Origin of the sequence: Pseudomonas sp. JV241A (assembly GCF_900275665.1) — a bacterium.
Taxonomy (GTDB): Bacteria; Pseudomonadota; Gammaproteobacteria; order Pseudomonadales; family Pseudomonadaceae; genus Aquipseudomonas; species Aquipseudomonas wadenswilerensis.
The window spans coordinates 92,595-106,884 of record NZ_OPYO01000024.1; the positions used below are offsets into that span (position 1 = coordinate 92,595).

At 62.9% G+C, this 14,290-nt stretch carries 12 protein-coding genes; 6 read left to right on the top strand and 6 right to left on the bottom strand.

Features of this window, described 5'->3' with window-relative positions; all coding sequences use genetic code 11:
- Window positions 1-19: 19 nt before the first annotated feature.
- The 5 genes from JV241A_RS16050 (at window position 20) to fabB (ending at window position 6,836) form a co-directional block, all read left to right on the top strand.
- Window positions 20-2,065 carry a TonB-dependent receptor gene (locus JV241A_RS16050; protein WP_240047878.1) on the top strand — a complete coding sequence of 682 codons (2,046 nt, stop codon included), beginning with the start codon at window positions 20-22 and terminating at the stop codon, window positions 2,063-2,065.
- Window positions 2,065-2,958 carry an ABC transporter substrate-binding protein gene (locus tag JV241A_RS16055; protein ID WP_115087925.1) on the top strand — a complete coding sequence of 298 codons (894 nt, stop codon included), beginning with the start codon at window positions 2,065-2,067 and terminating at the stop codon, window positions 2,956-2,958. The genes JV241A_RS16050 and JV241A_RS16055 overlap by 1 nt, the downstream gene beginning before the upstream one ends.
- Window positions 2,955-4,883: an ATP-binding protein gene (locus JV241A_RS16060; RefSeq protein ID WP_115087926.1), complete on the top strand. Its 1,929-nt coding sequence runs from the start codon at window positions 2,955-2,957 to the stop codon at window positions 4,881-4,883. Before JV241A_RS16055 ends, JV241A_RS16060 begins: the two co-directional genes overlap by 4 nt.
- A 205-nt stretch (window positions 4,884-5,088) precedes the next feature.
- On the top strand, window positions 5,089-5,604 hold the full coding sequence (gene fabA, locus JV241A_RS16065; RefSeq protein ID WP_115087927.1) for a 3-hydroxyacyl-[acyl-carrier-protein] dehydratase FabA: 516 nt from the start codon (window positions 5,089-5,091) through the stop codon (window positions 5,602-5,604).
- 11 nt (window positions 5,605-5,615) lie between these two features.
- Window positions 5,616-6,836: a beta-ketoacyl-ACP synthase I gene (gene fabB, locus JV241A_RS16070; protein ID WP_115087928.1), complete on the top strand. Its 1,221-nt coding sequence runs from the start codon at window positions 5,616-5,618 to the stop codon at window positions 6,834-6,836.
- A gap of 121 nt (window positions 6,837-6,957) precedes the next feature.
- Here fabB and JV241A_RS16075 read toward each other — a convergent pair whose 3' ends face one another.
- The 3 genes from JV241A_RS16075 to JV241A_RS16085 all read right to left on the bottom strand — a co-directional run bounded on the left by JV241A_RS16075 (window position 6,958) and on the right by JV241A_RS16085 (window position 10,261).
- Complete coding sequence (locus JV241A_RS16075) at window positions 6,958-8,583, bottom strand: methyl-accepting chemotaxis protein (RefSeq protein ID WP_115087929.1); 1,626 nt, start codon at window positions 8,581-8,583, stop codon at window positions 6,958-6,960.
- Between the two features lie 139 nt (window positions 8,584-8,722).
- Window positions 8,723-9,187 (bottom strand): DUF3859 domain-containing protein, encoded by a 465-nt coding sequence (locus JV241A_RS16080; RefSeq protein WP_115087930.1) that lies wholly within the window; start codon window positions 9,185-9,187, stop codon window positions 8,723-8,725.
- Window positions 9,188-9,253: 66 nt separating this feature from the next.
- A complete protein-coding gene (locus tag JV241A_RS16085) occupies window positions 9,254-10,261 on the bottom strand; it encodes an amidohydrolase family protein (protein WP_115087931.1) in 1,008 nt (335 codons plus the stop codon).
- A gap of 105 nt (window positions 10,262-10,366) precedes the next feature.
- Here JV241A_RS16085 and JV241A_RS16090 point away from each other — a divergent pair, with 105 nt between their 5' ends.
- Window positions 10,367-11,227: a pirin family protein gene (locus JV241A_RS16090; RefSeq protein ID WP_134063491.1), complete on the top strand. Its 861-nt coding sequence runs from the start codon at window positions 10,367-10,369 to the stop codon at window positions 11,225-11,227.
- A gap of 102 nt (window positions 11,228-11,329) precedes the next feature.
- On the opposite strand, the gene JV241A_RS16095 is transcribed toward JV241A_RS16090, so the two are convergent.
- From JV241A_RS16095 to JV241A_RS16105, 3 genes are all read right to left on the bottom strand, one after another.
- A complete protein-coding gene (locus JV241A_RS16095) occupies window positions 11,330-12,055 on the bottom strand; it encodes a dienelactone hydrolase family protein (RefSeq protein ID WP_115087933.1) in 726 nt (241 codons plus the stop codon).
- A 56-nt stretch (window positions 12,056-12,111) separates the two neighbouring features.
- Entirely contained in the window at window positions 12,112-14,016 is a 1,905-nt protein-coding gene (gene htpG, locus JV241A_RS16100; protein WP_134063493.1) for a molecular chaperone HtpG, read from the bottom strand.
- Window positions 14,017-14,110: 94 nt separating this feature from the next.
- A partial coding sequence (locus JV241A_RS16105) for an acyl-CoA thioesterase domain-containing protein (protein WP_275670886.1) occupies window positions 14,111-14,290 on the bottom strand: 180 nt, incomplete at its 5' end.

The window sequence follows — 14,290 nt, forward strand, 5'->3', positions numbered from 1 at the left end:
CCTGCTCAGCAGCCCCGGCATGGCTGACGACCTGTTCGTCGACAGCCAGGCCCTGCCGCAGGTGCTCACCGCCACCCGCCTCAAGCAATCGCCAGCGGCGGTGCCGGGCAGCATGACCGTGCTCGACAGCGAGCTGATTCGTGCCAGCGGCGCCCGCGACATACCCGAACTGCTGCGCCTGGTGCCGGGGATGATGATCGGCTACGGCGCCGGCAACCAGCCGACGGTCAACTACCATGGCAGCAACGTCAACGATGCCCGGCGTATGCAGGTGCTGATCGACGGTCGCTCGGTGTACCGCGCCGGCCTGGCTACCGTGGACTGGAGCGACATTCCGCTGGCCATGGAAGATATCGAGCGCATCGAGGTGTTCCGCGGCCCCAACACCGTCAGCTATGGCGCCAATGCGCTGATGGCAGTGGTCAATATCCTCACCCGCAGCCCGGCCGACAGCCATGGCACGCGCCTGAAGGTTACCCGCGGCCAACGCGGTATCAATGACTGGTACGCAAGCCAGGGCCTGGGCTGGGACGGCGGCGACCTGCGCCTGTCGTTGTCGGGCATGCAGGACGATGGTTTCGACGAAAACCGCTGGGGCCAGGACTACCGCGACAGTCGCCGCCTCAACCGCCTGGCCCTGAGTGCCAGCCACACCCTGGCCAGCAATCAGAGCCTGGAATGGCAATTCTCGGCCAAGGAAGGCAGCGATCAGCGGCCCTACACCTATAAACCGGTGTTCCCCTACATTACTGCCGCAGGCAACAACGCCGACCTCAACGCCAAGGACTACGCCGGTTCGCTGCGCTGGAACATCGACTTCAACCCCGACCACAGCCTCTATGTACAGGGCTCGGCCCAGCACTGGGATCGTGAGCAGGTATGGCGCGCCTGCGATGCGGCGCTGTCGTTCAGCCCGCAACTGACCCAGCTCTGGCGCCTGAACCCGAATTACGCCGAGCAGGTGGCGCGCAACATTACTTCGCCCTTGCCCGCCGGCAGCAGCGAGGAACGCGCCCTGGCCGAGCAGGTACAGCAACAGTGGAGCAATGGCGGTTCGCAGCAGGTCTGCGGTGATATCGACCAGAGCACCCGGGAAACCCGCTACGACCTTGAAGTGCAGGACACCCTGAGCCTGTCCGACAGCCTGCGCCTGGTCAGCGGCGCCAACTATCGCTACGACCGCGCCGACTCGCAGACCTATTTCAATGGCAGCCTGGACGACAGCACCTGGCGCCTGTTCGGTCACCTGGAATGGCGCGCCGACGAGCACTGGATCCTTCAGGGCGGGGCCATGTACGAAGATGCCCGCCTGTCCGGTAGCTCCTTGACCCCGCGGGTGGCGGTCAACTACCTGATTACCCCGCGCCATGGATTGCGCGCGGTATACTCCGAAGCGGTGCGCTCGCCGGACATGTTCGAGAACAACGTCAACTGGAGCTACCGGGTCAATAACCTGGTGCCTGGCGCTTTCGGCCGGCGCAACGCCGAATATTTCGTCAAGACCCGCGGCCCCGGCGATCTTGAACAGGAGCGCATGCGCTCGCGGGAACTGGGCTACAACGGTTACTTCGCCGATGCCGACCTGAGCGTCGACCTCAAGCTGTTCTACGACGAAATCACCGGCATGATCAGCGAGCCGCTGCGCAACAACCAGTACATCGCCAGCAACAGCAACGAGGCCCGTTTCAGCGGCAGCGAAGCGCAGTTGGACTGGCGCCTGAGCCCCGCCGACCGCCTGCGCCTGACCTACGCCTACGTCGACGCCTGGGCCAGCAACCCCGCCGACCGACGCCTGAGCGCCCACAACAGCGGCTCGGCCGGCTGGCTGCGCGACTGGGGCGCGGGCTGGTCCAGCGCCCTCTTCTATTACGGCGACGACGCCCTCAACAAGTACCGCTTCGAACGCCTCGACCTGCGCGTGGCCAAGCGCCTGCGCTGGAACCGCACCAGCCTGGAGCTGGCCGGCATGCTCCAGCAGCGTCTGGACGATGAGCCCACGACCATCGCCGACAATCGCTACGACAGCCGTCATGTGCTGTCTTTCAGTGCGGAGCTGGAATTCTGATGCGCCGCCTGCGGCGCTGGCTGCTGCTGGCCTGCCTGTGGCCCCTGTGCGGCCTGTCGGCTAACGAGATCCTGCTGACCGGCAGCCAGGACAACGCCGGTGTGCGCAGCTTCGTTGAAGCGTTGCGCGAGCGCCGTCCGGCTGATCAGGTGCGTTTCGTGCCAGTCGCCAAGCTACCCCGCCCCAGCCAGATCAAAGCCGCCACCCGGCTGATCCTGCTCGACAGTGCCAGCCTCGAATGGCGCCTGAGCGAAACCGCCGGGCCACCGGCGCTGGCCTTGCGCGTCAGCCGGGTCCAGGCCCAGCAACGGCTGGGCAGCCTGCGCCCGGCTTACCTCAGCCTGCTGTGGAGCGACCCACCCCTGGCCCGGCAGTTGCGCCTGGCCCGCTACCTGTTGCCGCAGGCCAAGCGGGTCGGCGTGCTGTATGCCGAACACAGTCAGTTCCTCCTCGATGAATTGCGCAAGGCGGCGCGTCCGCTGGGCCTGGAAATCGTCGCCGAAGCCTGGCCAGACCTGCGCGACAGCCGGCCTTTGCAAAGTCTTCTGCAAAACAGCGATGTACTGCTGGGCATCGACGATCCACAGTTGTACAACTCGAAGACGGCCAAGAACGTTTTGCTCAGCAGCTATGGCCGGCAGATGGCGCTGATCGGGCCCAATGCCGGGTTCGTCAAGGCCGGCGCCCTGGCCAGCACCCTGAGCGACCAGGACGACTGGCTGGCGGTGCTCGAACGGCTGCTCGACCAGGCGCCCAACCGCTGGCCCCGCACGCTCTACCCGGATCACTTCAGCGTGCTCGGCAACCAGCAGGTTGCCCGCGCCCTGGGCATCGAAGCGATTGACCCGTCCGCCGCCGCCCTGGCCCTGGCCGAAGGAGAAAGCACACCATGAGTCGGCGCCTGAGCTGGGACATTCACACCCGCACGCAGATCATCAGCCTCGGTCCGGCCCTGTTGCTGACCCTGCTGCTGATCAGCTTCTTTACCTTCGTGCGCATTCAGGACTTGCGCCAGGAGCTCAACCACACCGGCCAGTTGATCGCTAATCAGTTGGCCCCAGCTTCCGAGTACGGCGTGATCGCCGGCAACAACGAAGTGCTCGAAAGCCTCATGCGCGCCACCTTGAGCATCCCCCACGTGCGCTTTCTCGAGGTGCAGGACAGCAGCAACCACATCCTCGTGTACGTCGAGCAGCCTGACGAAAGCCACAACCGCGCGCAGCAGGTGGAAGTGTTCCAGGCACCGATCCGCCTGCAACAGATCCGCCTGGACAACGACTTCCTGCACAGCAACGCACCGACCAAGAGCATCGGCGATGACTACCTGGGCCGGGTGATCGTCGGCATGTCGGATGACGCCTTCAACGAACGGCAACAGGAAATCGTGGTCAAGGCCGGGATTCTTGCCCTGTTCGCCCTGCTCTTTACCTTCATCCTGGCCCGGCGCCTGGCCCTGAGCCTGGCCAAGCCGATCAGCGACATGGGCCATGCGGTCAAGGCCATCCAGCAAGGTGAGTTCAATGCGCCGCTGCCGGTGGTCGATGACAGTGAACTGGGCCACCTGGCCCGGCACATCAACAACCTCGCCAGTGCGCTGGGCAAGGCCAGTCACGAACAGCAGCAGGCCATGTCGCAATTGATCCAGGCCCGTGAAGAGGCCGAGCAGGCGAACAAGGCCAAGTCTGATTTCCTGGCGATGATGAGCCATGAACTGCGCACGCCGATGAACGGTGTTCTGGGCATGCTGCAATTGCTGGAAACCACCACCCTCAGCGAAGAACAGGCCGAGTACACGGCCGTGGCCAGTGAGTCGACCGGGCACCTGCTCAAAGTCATCAACGATATCCTCGACTTCTCGCGCATCGAGCGCACCACCCTGGAGCTGGAGCACATCGATTTCAACCTCGGCGAGCTGATCGGCAGCAGCGTGCAGTCGTTCCAGCACCTGGCCCAGCAGCGCCAGCTGGACCTGCAACTGCGTCTGCCACCGGGCATGGAGCAACTGCAGGTGGTAGGCGATCCGACGCGCATCCGCCAGGTGTTGCTCAACCTGATCGGCAACGCGCTGAAGTTCACCGAGCACGGCAGCGTACAGATCGAACCGCGCTGGCAGGTGCTCGACCGCCAGCTGATCTGGTTCACCTGCGCGGTACGCGACACCGGTATCGGCATCGACAGCACGCGCCTGGAAATGATGTTCATCGCCTTCCAGCAAGCCGACAGCTCGATCTCCCGCCGTTATGGCGGTACCGGCCTGGGCCTGTCGATCGCCCGCACGCTGACCGAACGGATGGGCGGCACCCTGCGCGGCGAAAGCCGTGAAGGCCTCGGCTCGACCTTCACCCTGGAAATGCCCCTGGCCTTGTCGACGGCGCAAACGCCGCGCCTGCCCAGCGGCCTGACCCGCCCCGAAGACGACGGCCAGGGCCGGCGCATCCTGCTGGTCGAGGACAATCCGGTGAACCAGACGGTGATCGAAGCCATGCTGCGCAGCCTGGGTTTTGAGGTGTGCATCGCTGTCGATGGCGCCCAGGCCGTGGCCCAGGCCGGGCGCCAGCGCTTTGCCGCAGCGCTGATGGATTGCCGCCTGCCGATTATCGACGGCTACGAGGCCACCCGGCGCATTCGCCTGCTGCCGCAGGCGGCCGCTATGCCGATCATCGCCCTGACCGCCAATGCCTTGCAGGGCGATCGCGAGCGTTGTCTGAACGCGGGCATGAACGACTACCTGGCCAAGCCGTTCAAACGCACTGATCTGCAACAAATTCTGCAACGCTGGTTGCCCGGTCAGGCAGCTGCGACTGGCGATAAATGCTAAATTGCGGCAGTCTTAGAGACTGGACAAGCGCTGCGAAGGGCTTGAAAATAAAATTTCAGTGCACAAGTGTACTTCTTTGCCCCGTGCGCTGTGACTTTCACTACAACGCAATAGTCTATGTGTAGGCTGCCGACTCAAACGTACGCGTTTTGGGACGGCCGGGAAGATTTGCCCCCTGCCGCACGGGGACTATTGAGGAGCTCGCATGACCAAACAAAACGCCTTTACTCGGGAAGACCTGCTGCGCTGCAGTCGCGGTGAGCTGTTCGGCCCAGGTAACGCGCAACTGCCCGCCCCGAACATGCTGATGGTTGATCGCATCACCCATATCAGCCAGGAGGGTGGCAAGTACGGCAAAGGTGAATTGGTCGCCGAGCTGGATATCACCCCGGACCTGTGGTTCTTCGCCTGCCACTTCGAAGGTGATCCGGTGATGCCGGGCTGCCTGGGCCTGGACGCCATGTGGCAATTGGTCGGCTTCTTCCTTGGCTGGCAAGGCCTGCCGGGCCGTGGCCGGGCACTGGGTTCGGGTGAAGTGAAATTCTTCGGCCAGGTTCTGCCGACCGCCCAGAAAGTCACCTATAACATTCATATCAAGCGCGTCCTCAAAGGCAAGCTGAACATGGCCATCGCCGATGGTTCGGTCAGCGTCGACGGTCGCGAGATCTACACCGCCGAAGGCCTCCGTGTCGGCGTATTCACCTCCACTGACAACTTCTAAGGGTTATCCGCATGCGCCGCGTCGTTATCACTGGTCTGGGCATTGTTTCGTGCCTGGGCAATGACAAAGAGACCGTCTCCGCCAACCTGCGTGCAAGCCGCCCTGGCATCCGATTCAACCCGGAATATGCCGAAATGGGTCTGCGTAGCCAGGTTTCCGGCTCCATTGACCTCAACCTCGAAGAACTGATCGACCGTAAAATCTTCCGTTTCGTTGGTCACGCCGCTGCCTATGCCTATCTGGCAATGGCCGACGCGATCAAGGACTCGGGCCTGACCGAAGAGCAAGTCTCCAACCCGCGTACCGGCCTGATCGCAGGCAGCGGCGGCGCTTCGACCCTGAACCAGATGGAAGCGCTGGACATCCTGCGCGAAAAAGGCGTCAAGCGCGTTGGCCCGTACCGCGTCACCCGGACCATGAGCAGCACCGTTTCGGCGTGCCTGGCCACCCCATTCAAGATCAAGGGCCTGAACTACTCCATCGCCTCGGCCTGCGCCACCAGTGCTCACTGCATCGGTACTGCGATGGAACAGATCCAGATGGGCAAGCAAGACATAGTCTTCGCCGGTGGCGGTGAAGAAGAGCACTGGAGCCAGTCGTTCCTGTTCGACGCCATGGGCGCGCTGTCCAGCAAGCGCAATGACACCCCGGAAAAAGCTTCCCGTGCCTACGACGCTGACCGTGACGGCTTCGTCATCGCAGGCGGTGGCGGCATGGTCGTGGTTGAAGAGCTGGAACACGCTCTGGCCCGTGGTGCCAAGATCTACGCGGAAATCGTCGGCTACGGCGCCACTTCCGATGGCTACGACATGGTCGCGCCAAGCGGCGAAGGCGCCATCCGCTGCATGCAGATGGCCATGTCCACCGTCGACACCCCGATCGACTACCTGAACACCCACGGCACCTCGACGCCGGTTGGCGACGTTGCCGAAATGAAGGGCGTTCGCGAAGTGTTCGGCGACAAGGCTCCGGCCATCAGCTCGACCAAGAGCCTGTCCGGTCACTCCCTGGGCGCCGCCGGCGTTCACGAAGCGATCTACTGCATGCTGATGATGGAAGGCAACTTCATTGCCGGTTCCGCCAACATCGACGAGCTGGACCCGGAAGTGGCCGACCTGCCGGTGCTGACCAAGACCCGGGAAAACGCCAAGATCGATACCGTGATGAGCAACAGCTTCGGTTTCGGCGGCACCAACGCCACCCTGGTGCTCAAGCGCTGGGAAGGCAAGTAAGGGCCAGCCCCTTATGCTCGAACGCCCCGACTCGTCGGGGCGTTTTTGTTTGTGCCATCGCGGGTCCTACTCCCACCTTGTGGGAGCGGCGGTGCGACAACTCGACTTGACCCGCGATGCTTTACACCGAAAACCGTCCCACCAACCCATTCAGCTCAATCGCCAACTGCGACAACGCCTGGCTCGCCGCGTTGGTCTGATTCGCCCCCGCCGAGGTCTGCATGGCCAGGTCGCGGATATTGGTCAGGTTGCGGTCCACCTCCCGCGCCACCTGCGCCTGCTGCTCGGAGGCGCTGGCAATCACCAGGTTGCGCTCGTTGATCAGGCTGATGGCCGCAGCAATCTCTTCCAGCGCCGCCCCTGCGGCATGGGCGCCTTCCAAGGTGCCACGCGCCCGCTCGTTGGTGTGCTGCATACCCTCGACCGCACGATTGGTGCCTTGCTGGATGCCATCGATCATCTGCTCGATTTCACGGGTCGACTGCTGAGTGCGATGGGCCAGTGCCCGCACCTCGTCCGCCACCACGGCAAAGCCGCGCCCGGCATCACCGGCGCGGGCCGCTTCAATCGCGGCGTTGAGCGCCAGCAGGTTGGTCTGCTCGGCAATCGCACCGATCACATCCAGCACCTTGGTAATGCCATGGACCTGTTGCGCCAGCTGCCCGACCTCTTCGGCATTAGCGGTGACGCCGGCCGCCAGGTCTTCGATCGAGGTCACGGTCAGGCGCACCTGCTCACGTCCCTGGCGGGCAATACGATCCGATTCGCGCGATGCTTCGGAAGTGGCCACGGCATTGCTCGCCACCTCCTCCACCGCGGTGGTCATCTGATTGACCGCAGTCGCCGCCTGTTCGATTTCCTGGCTCTGCTGCAGCAGCCCGCGGGTGGCATCTTCGGTCACCGCGCTGAGCTCTTCGGAGGCTGAAGCCAACTGGCTGGACGAATCGGAGATGCGCCCGATGGTATCGCGCAGGCTCTGCTGCATCTGCTTCAACGCCGTGAGCAAGCGCGCCGGTTCGTCCTTGCCCTGCACCGAGATCTGCGGGGTCAGATCACCGGTGGCCACTACCTCGGCAACCTTCAGTGACTGCGCCAGCGGCCGGACGATACTGCGGGTCAGGGTCAGGGCCAGCACCACGGTGAGCACCACGGCGGCGATCAGCAAGCCGATCACCCAGACCCGCGCCTCCTGGTAGACAACCTCGGCAAGGTCGGTCGCAGTGTTGGCATGATGGTTATTGAGCGCGATCAGCTCGTTGAGACTGGCGGTCATCTGGTCGGCCAACTGGTTCATCTCGCCGTTGACCATGGCTACCGCCTCTTCAAGCCGATGCTCGGTGGACAAGGCCACCACCTGGTTCTGCAGCTTGAGATAGCGCTGCTCCAGGCCCAGGTAACGATCGAAAAGGGTTTGTTCTTCGGGCAACACGATCAGCGCCTGGTACTTCTGCTGGGCTTTGTCCAGGCCGGACTTGATCTCTTCGATGCGCGACTTGTTCTGTTCCAGCGCCGCAGCATCGCGATTGACCAACAGGCGCAGGGTCAGGGCGCGGATGCGCAGCATATCCTGGGTCATCTGCCCGACCGAAATCACGCTGGGCAACCAATTGCTGTCGACCTGCGCGGACTGCTGGCGCATGCTGGTCATCTGCATCAGGGCAAAAGCGCCCAAGGCAAACACCAGCGCCGCCACCAGACCAAAACCCAGGCCGGCCCTGGGCGCGATATTCATGCTTCTCAAGCTCATCTTCTGGCTCCCTCCAAAAGCGCTGCAAAACAGTGCAGCAGTCCTTGCTTCTAGACGGTATCGGCCTGGGGAAAATTTGCGTAAGACGAAAACGTGATATCAAAAGGCCTTATGATCGCGACACCACGGTCACCCTTGATCAGCGCACGGTAAAGCGCTGCTCGGCAAGCAGACGATCACCCTGGAAGACCATGAAATGCCATTGTCCCGGCACCACTTCGTGGTTCTCGGTGAACTCGTAGGCCATGACGTCCTGGGCCGCCCCCGGCACCAGCTTCTGCACCACTTCGAACTTGTCGTGACGCTTGCCGTCCGGGGTGCGTACACCGGGGGTGAGGTACAGCAGGGTCAGCGGCGTGTCTTCGGCGACCTTGCCCTCCAGCCGGTAACGCATACCGAACTTGCTGCCCAGGCGCGCCGGGATCTCATCGGTTGGCTGGATGGTCTGGTTGCTCTGGGTCAGCACCCGCTCACCCGGCTGGAAATTCTGGTGGCGGGTTTCGAACAGGCCGTACTCGACCGGGCCATCAACGCGAACCTCGGCAGCGGCCAGGCCACTAACCAGCATGAGCCCGCACAGGGCGCTGAAACGACGTGGGAACATAGTGCACTCCATCAGGTTGATGGCGGCAGGCTATGACACGGGCATGACAGGCTGATGACAGGGCTGTCACTTGCGTGCCTTGGGCAGTACGGCAAGGAAGTTGTCGCGGGCGACCTTTTGCGCAATCTCGGCAGGCAAGGCATCAAGGAACGGATCGAAGCCATGCAACTGCTCGCCCAGGCTGTTGAAACGCCCGACCACGTCGGAACCAAGCATGAAGCGCTCAGGGAAGCGCTTGACCAGCGCCAGCCACTCAACCCTGGGGTTGCCCTTCTCATCCAGCAGATAAGGCTGCAGCACGCTCCAGGAGAGGTCTATGTACAGGTTCGGGTAATCCTCGAGCATCCGCGTCAGGGTCGGCAGCAAAAAATCCAGCTGAGCCTGGTGACGATGAATCTCCAGGCTGGTGCCAGCATGAGCCCAGATGAAGCGGGTGTGCGGGTGATTGCGCAGTGGCTCTTCGATTTCCGCCAGGTACAGCGGGTTGCGTTCACGCTTGGAGGTGATGTTGGAGTGGATCAGCACCGGCAGGTCCTGCTCGGCAGCCAGGTGATAGATGCGGGTCATGGCCTCGTTATTGGCCCTGGGCGTGTCGCCGCTGGTGAGCGCAGTGAGGTCATCATGGCGGGTGAACACCTCGCCAATGCCCTGCCACAGGCCCGGGTGCAGCTCGAGCATGCGCTCGATGTGGGCCACGGCATTCTTGTCCACCGGGTTGAAGCCGGTGAGAAACGGATGAAAGCGCTGGCGTTGTTCGGGGCTGAGTTTCTCCAGTGCTGCCGCTACATAGATATCGGTGGCGCTGTACCAGTAGGCATCGGCATCGTCGCCAGCGTAATAACGCGGGCGCTTGGGCTCATCCTCGTGCCACTTCTTGGCCACCGGGATACCCGAGATCATCGACTGGTCGATTCGGGCCTCATCCATGGCCTTGAGCAAGGCATCCATGCCGGCGGTCTCCTGGAAGAAGTCGACGTAATGCAGGTGCGCATCACTGTAGTGATACTCGCGCGCCTGCGCCGCCTGCAGCGATACCCCCAGCAACAGCACCCAGCCCAGACACCTGGCAATCATCACGCTTTCCTTGTTGGCCGATTCAGACAGGGTAGACCGAGCCGACCACGCGCCAGTTCAGCAGGTTATGCTACAAGAACTTTCCCCCTTGGCCTGGAGCACACCGTGAGCCTTCCCCTGGTCATCCGCCCTCGCGCCGAATCGGTCGAAGGGCAACCTATCCTGCGCCCCCTGCCCTCGGCCCAGTGCCGCAGTGTCGGGCCGTTCGTGTTCTTCGACCACATGCTCGAAACCGAGTACCCGGCCGGGCGCGGCATGAACATCCGCCAGCATCCGCATATCGGCCTGTCGACTCTCACCTACCTGTTCGAGGGCGAGATCCAGCACAAGGACAGCCTGGGCTCGGATCAACGGGTCAAGGCCGGTGAAGTCAGCTGGATGACCGCTGGCAGCGCCATTGCCCATGTCGAGCGCACGCCTGCCGAGCTACTGCCCGGCAACTCGCGATTGCACGGTTTGCAAGTATGGCTGGCGTCACCCAAGGAGCATGAGCAAGGCCCTGGGCACTACAGCCATCATCCGGCGGCGAGCTTGCCGGTCAGTGACACCCTGGGGGTCAGCATTCGCATGATTGCCGGCAGCGGTTTTTGCCTGCAATCGCCGGTGCCGGTGCTGTCACCGACCCTGTATGCGCTGGTGCAGATGCAGGCGGCGACCACCCTGACGGTGCCCATCGAGCATGTCGAGCGTGCGCTGTATGTGCTGGATGGCGAAGTCAGCCTGAACAACGAGGCGGTCGAACCGTGCAGCCTGGTGATCTTGCCGCCCGGTGAAGAGATGAGCCTGTATGCCGACAGCCAGAGCCAGCTGGTGCTGTTTGGCGGGGCGCCACTGGACGGGCCGCGGCGAATGAACTGGAATTTCGTTGCCAGTGATCCGGCGCTGATCGAACAAGCGCGGGCACGCTGGGCGGCCGGAGACTGGCCGACGGTATCAGGGGAAAGTGAACGGATCGAGTTGCCTTGAGATTGATCGCCGGCAAGGCCGGCTCCCACAGGGTGGATGCATGCAGGTCCAGTGTGGGAGCCAGCCTTGCTGGCGATGGGCTGCACAGCAGCCCCGCCCCACTCAGCGCTGGAACACTTCATCGAGCAAATTGAACATCGCGCGGAACGCGCGCTTGGACGTGCGTGCGTCGTACTTCATCTTGCCGGGGATATTCGCTGCGGTATCGGTGAACGAGTGCACCGCGCCGCCATAGCTGATCAGTTGCCAATCAACCTTGGCCGCGTCCATCTCGGCTTCGAAAGCCGGTAGCTGCTCCTTGGGCACGAACGGGTCGGCGGCGCCATGCAACACCAGCATCGAGGCCCGGACCTTGCCCTCCTCGGCCGGCAGCGGCGTATCCAGGGTGCCGTGGAACGATACAGCGGCCAGCAGGCGCGCATCTTCACGCGCCAGCTCCAGCGCACAACAGCCGCCGAAGCAGAAGCCGAAGGTGGCCAGCTTGCCCGGCTCCAGTACCGCCCTGGATTGGCCCAGCAACTGGTCCAGCGCCGCCTTCAAGCGCTTGCGCAGCTCGACGCGGTCATTCTTCAGCGGCGTCATCGCCGCACCGGCTTCATCCATGTCCGACGGACGCAGGGTCTGGCCGTAGATGTCGGCCAGCAACACCACATAACCCTGGGCGGCAACCTCGCGGGCGATACGTTCGGCGCCCTCGCCCACCCCCATCCAGTTTGGCGCCATCAAAAGCCCAGGCTGCTCGCGGGCGCCCTGGGTATAGAACAAGCGGCTCTCATAGGCTTTGCCGGCAACATGATAGACCAGCGATTCGACGGTAACCTTGCTCATGCACTCCTCCTTGCACCATGAAAAAAGCCCGCCGAAGCGGGCTTTCCTGCAACTACTTAAGCCGACAATTCGACCAGTAGCTTGTTCAGGCGACGAACGTACGCCGCCGGGTCCTTGAGGCTATCGCCCGCCGCCAGCGCGGCCTGATCGAAGAGGATGTGCGAGAAGTCGGCGAAACGGTCTTCGCTCTGCTCGTTGTCCAGCTTCTCGATCAGCGGGTGGCCCGGGTTGAATTCGAAGATCGGCTTGGAGTCCGGCACCTTCTGCCCGCTGGCCTCGAGGATCTGGCGCATCTGCAGGCCCAGGTCCTGCTCACCGATGGCCAGGATCGCCGGCGAGTCGGTCAGGCGGTGCGAGACGCGCACTTCGCTGACGCTTTCGCCCAGGGCCGCTTTCAGGCGCTCGACCAGGCCTTCTTTCTCCTTGGCGACTTCTTCCTGGGCTTTCTTGTCCTCTTCGGAATCCAGCTTGCCCAGGTCCAGGTCGCCCCGGGCGACGTCGACGAAGCTCTTGCCGTCGAACTCGCTCAGGTAGCTCATCAGCCACTCGTCGATACGGTCGGTCAGCAGCAGGACTTCGATGCCTTTCTTGCGGAAGACTTCCAGGTGCGGGCTGTTCTTCACCTGAGCGTAGGACTCACCGGTGAGGAAGTAGATCTTGTCCTGACCTTCCTTGGCGCGGGCCAGGTAGTCGGCCAGGGCAACGCTCTGCTCACCGCTTTCGTCGTGTGTGGAAGCGAAGCGCAGCAGACCGGCGATCTTCTCCTTGTTGGCGAAGTCTTCGGCCGGGCCTTCTTTCATCACCTGGCCGAAGTTCTTCCAGAAGCCCTTGTACTGCTCAGGCTCGTTCTTGGCCAGCTTCTCGAGCATGTCCAGCACGCGCTTGGTCAGTGCCGATTTCATCGAATCGATGATCGGGTCTTTCTGCAGGATCTCACGCGAGACGTTCAGCGAGAGGTCGTTGGAGTCGACCACGCCCTTGATGAAGCGCAGGTACAGCGGCAGGAAGGATTCTGCCTGGTCCATGATGAACACACGCTGCACGTACAGCTTCAGGCCGCGCGGCGCTTCACGCTGGTACAGGTCGAACGGGGCACGGGCCGGCACGTAGAGCAGCGAGTTGTACTCGAGCTTGCCTTCGACCTTGTTGTGGCTCCAGGCCAGCGGGTTCTCGAAATCGTGACCGATGTGCTTGTAGAACTCCTGGTACTCCTCGTCCTTGATCTCGGTACGCGGACGGGTCCACAGGGCGCTGGCGCGGTTGACGGTTTCCCATTCTTCGGCCGGCTTGTCTTCGCCCTCGGCGGCTTCGACCTGTTTTGGCAGCTCGATCGGCAAGGCGATGTGATCGGAGTATTTCTTGACGATGTTGCGCAGGCGCCAGCCGTCGGCGAACTCTTCTTCACCCTTTTTCAGGTGCAGGACGATGCGGGTACCGCGCTCGGCCTTGTCGATGGTGGCGACTTCGAAGTCGCCCTCGCCCTTGGACGACCAGTGCACGCCCTCGGCGGCCGGCAGGCCGGCGCGGCGGCTGAACACATCGACCTTGTCGGCGACGATGAAGGCCGAGTAGAAGCCCACGCCGAACTGACCGATCAGGTGCGAGTCCTTCTTCTGGTCACCGGTGAGGTTCTTCATGAAGTCGGCGGTGCCGGACTTGGCGATGGTGCCCAGGTGCGCGATCACGTCCTCGCGACTCATGCCGATGCCGTTGTCTTCGAGGGCGACGGTGTTGGCGTCCTTGTCGAAGCTCAGGCGGATCTTCAGCTCGGCGCCGCCTTCGAGCAGCTCTGGCTTGGCCAGGGCTTCGAAGCGCAGTTTATCGACGGCGTCGGAGGCGTTGGAAATCAGTTCGCGAAGGAAGATTTCCTTGTTCGAATACAGGGAATGGATCATGAGGTGCAGCAGTTGCTTCACCTCGGTCTGGAAGCCCAGGGTTTCTTTTTGAGTTTCCACACTCATGGTCTTCAACACTCCGATCTGATGACAGTTGTCGTTGGGCAGGCCAGCGGCCTGCTTTCACGGCGGGATGCACAACAGATGGGGGTGGCTGGGGCTATTTCAAGGGCGAGGTCATTTCTTCGATCTTGAAATGTGCTCGCGCCGTGGCAATCGGCTCATCCGGGTTGCCTTGCCAGGCCGTGATCGCCACATTGGTCACCCGCCGGCCCTGGCGCCACAGCTGGCACTGGGCGTGGGTGTCGCGATAATGGCCGGCACGCAGGTAGTCGATGGA

What these genes read in the sequence shown, in the direction of transcription:
- JV241A_RS16060 (WP_115087926.1), top strand. Translation starts at nt 2,955, where the DNA reads ATGAGTCGGCGCCTGAGCTGGGACATTCACACCCGCACGCAGATCATC.
- htpG (WP_134063493.1), bottom strand. Translation starts at nt 14,016, where the DNA reads ATGAGTGTGGAAACTCAAAAAGAAACCCTGGGCTTCCAGACCGAGGTG.
- JV241A_RS16095 (WP_115087933.1), bottom strand. Translation starts at nt 12,055, where the DNA reads ATGAGCAAGGTTACCGTCGAATCGCTGGTCTATCATGTTGCCGGCAAA.
- fabA (WP_115087927.1), top strand. Translation starts at nt 5,089, where the DNA reads ATGACCAAACAAAACGCCTTTACTCGGGAAGACCTGCTGCGCTGCAGT.
- JV241A_RS16075 (WP_115087929.1), bottom strand. Translation starts at nt 8,583, where the DNA reads ATGAGCTTGAGAAGCATGAATATCGCGCCCAGGGCCGGCCTGGGTTTT.
- JV241A_RS16080 (WP_115087930.1), bottom strand. Translation starts at nt 9,187, where the DNA reads ATGTTCCCACGTCGTTTCAGCGCCCTGTGCGGGCTCATGCTGGTTAGT.
- fabB (WP_115087928.1), top strand. Translation starts at nt 5,616, where the DNA reads ATGCGCCGCGTCGTTATCACTGGTCTGGGCATTGTTTCGTGCCTGGGC.
- JV241A_RS16085 (WP_115087931.1), bottom strand. Translation starts at nt 10,261, where the DNA reads ATGATTGCCAGGTGTCTGGGCTGGGTGCTGTTGCTGGGGGTATCGCTG.
- JV241A_RS16055 (WP_115087925.1), top strand. Translation starts at nt 2,065, where the DNA reads ATGCGCCGCCTGCGGCGCTGGCTGCTGCTGGCCTGCCTGTGGCCCCTG.
- JV241A_RS16050 (WP_240047878.1), top strand. Translation starts at nt 20, where the DNA reads ATGGCTGACGACCTGTTCGTCGACAGCCAGGCCCTGCCGCAGGTGCTC.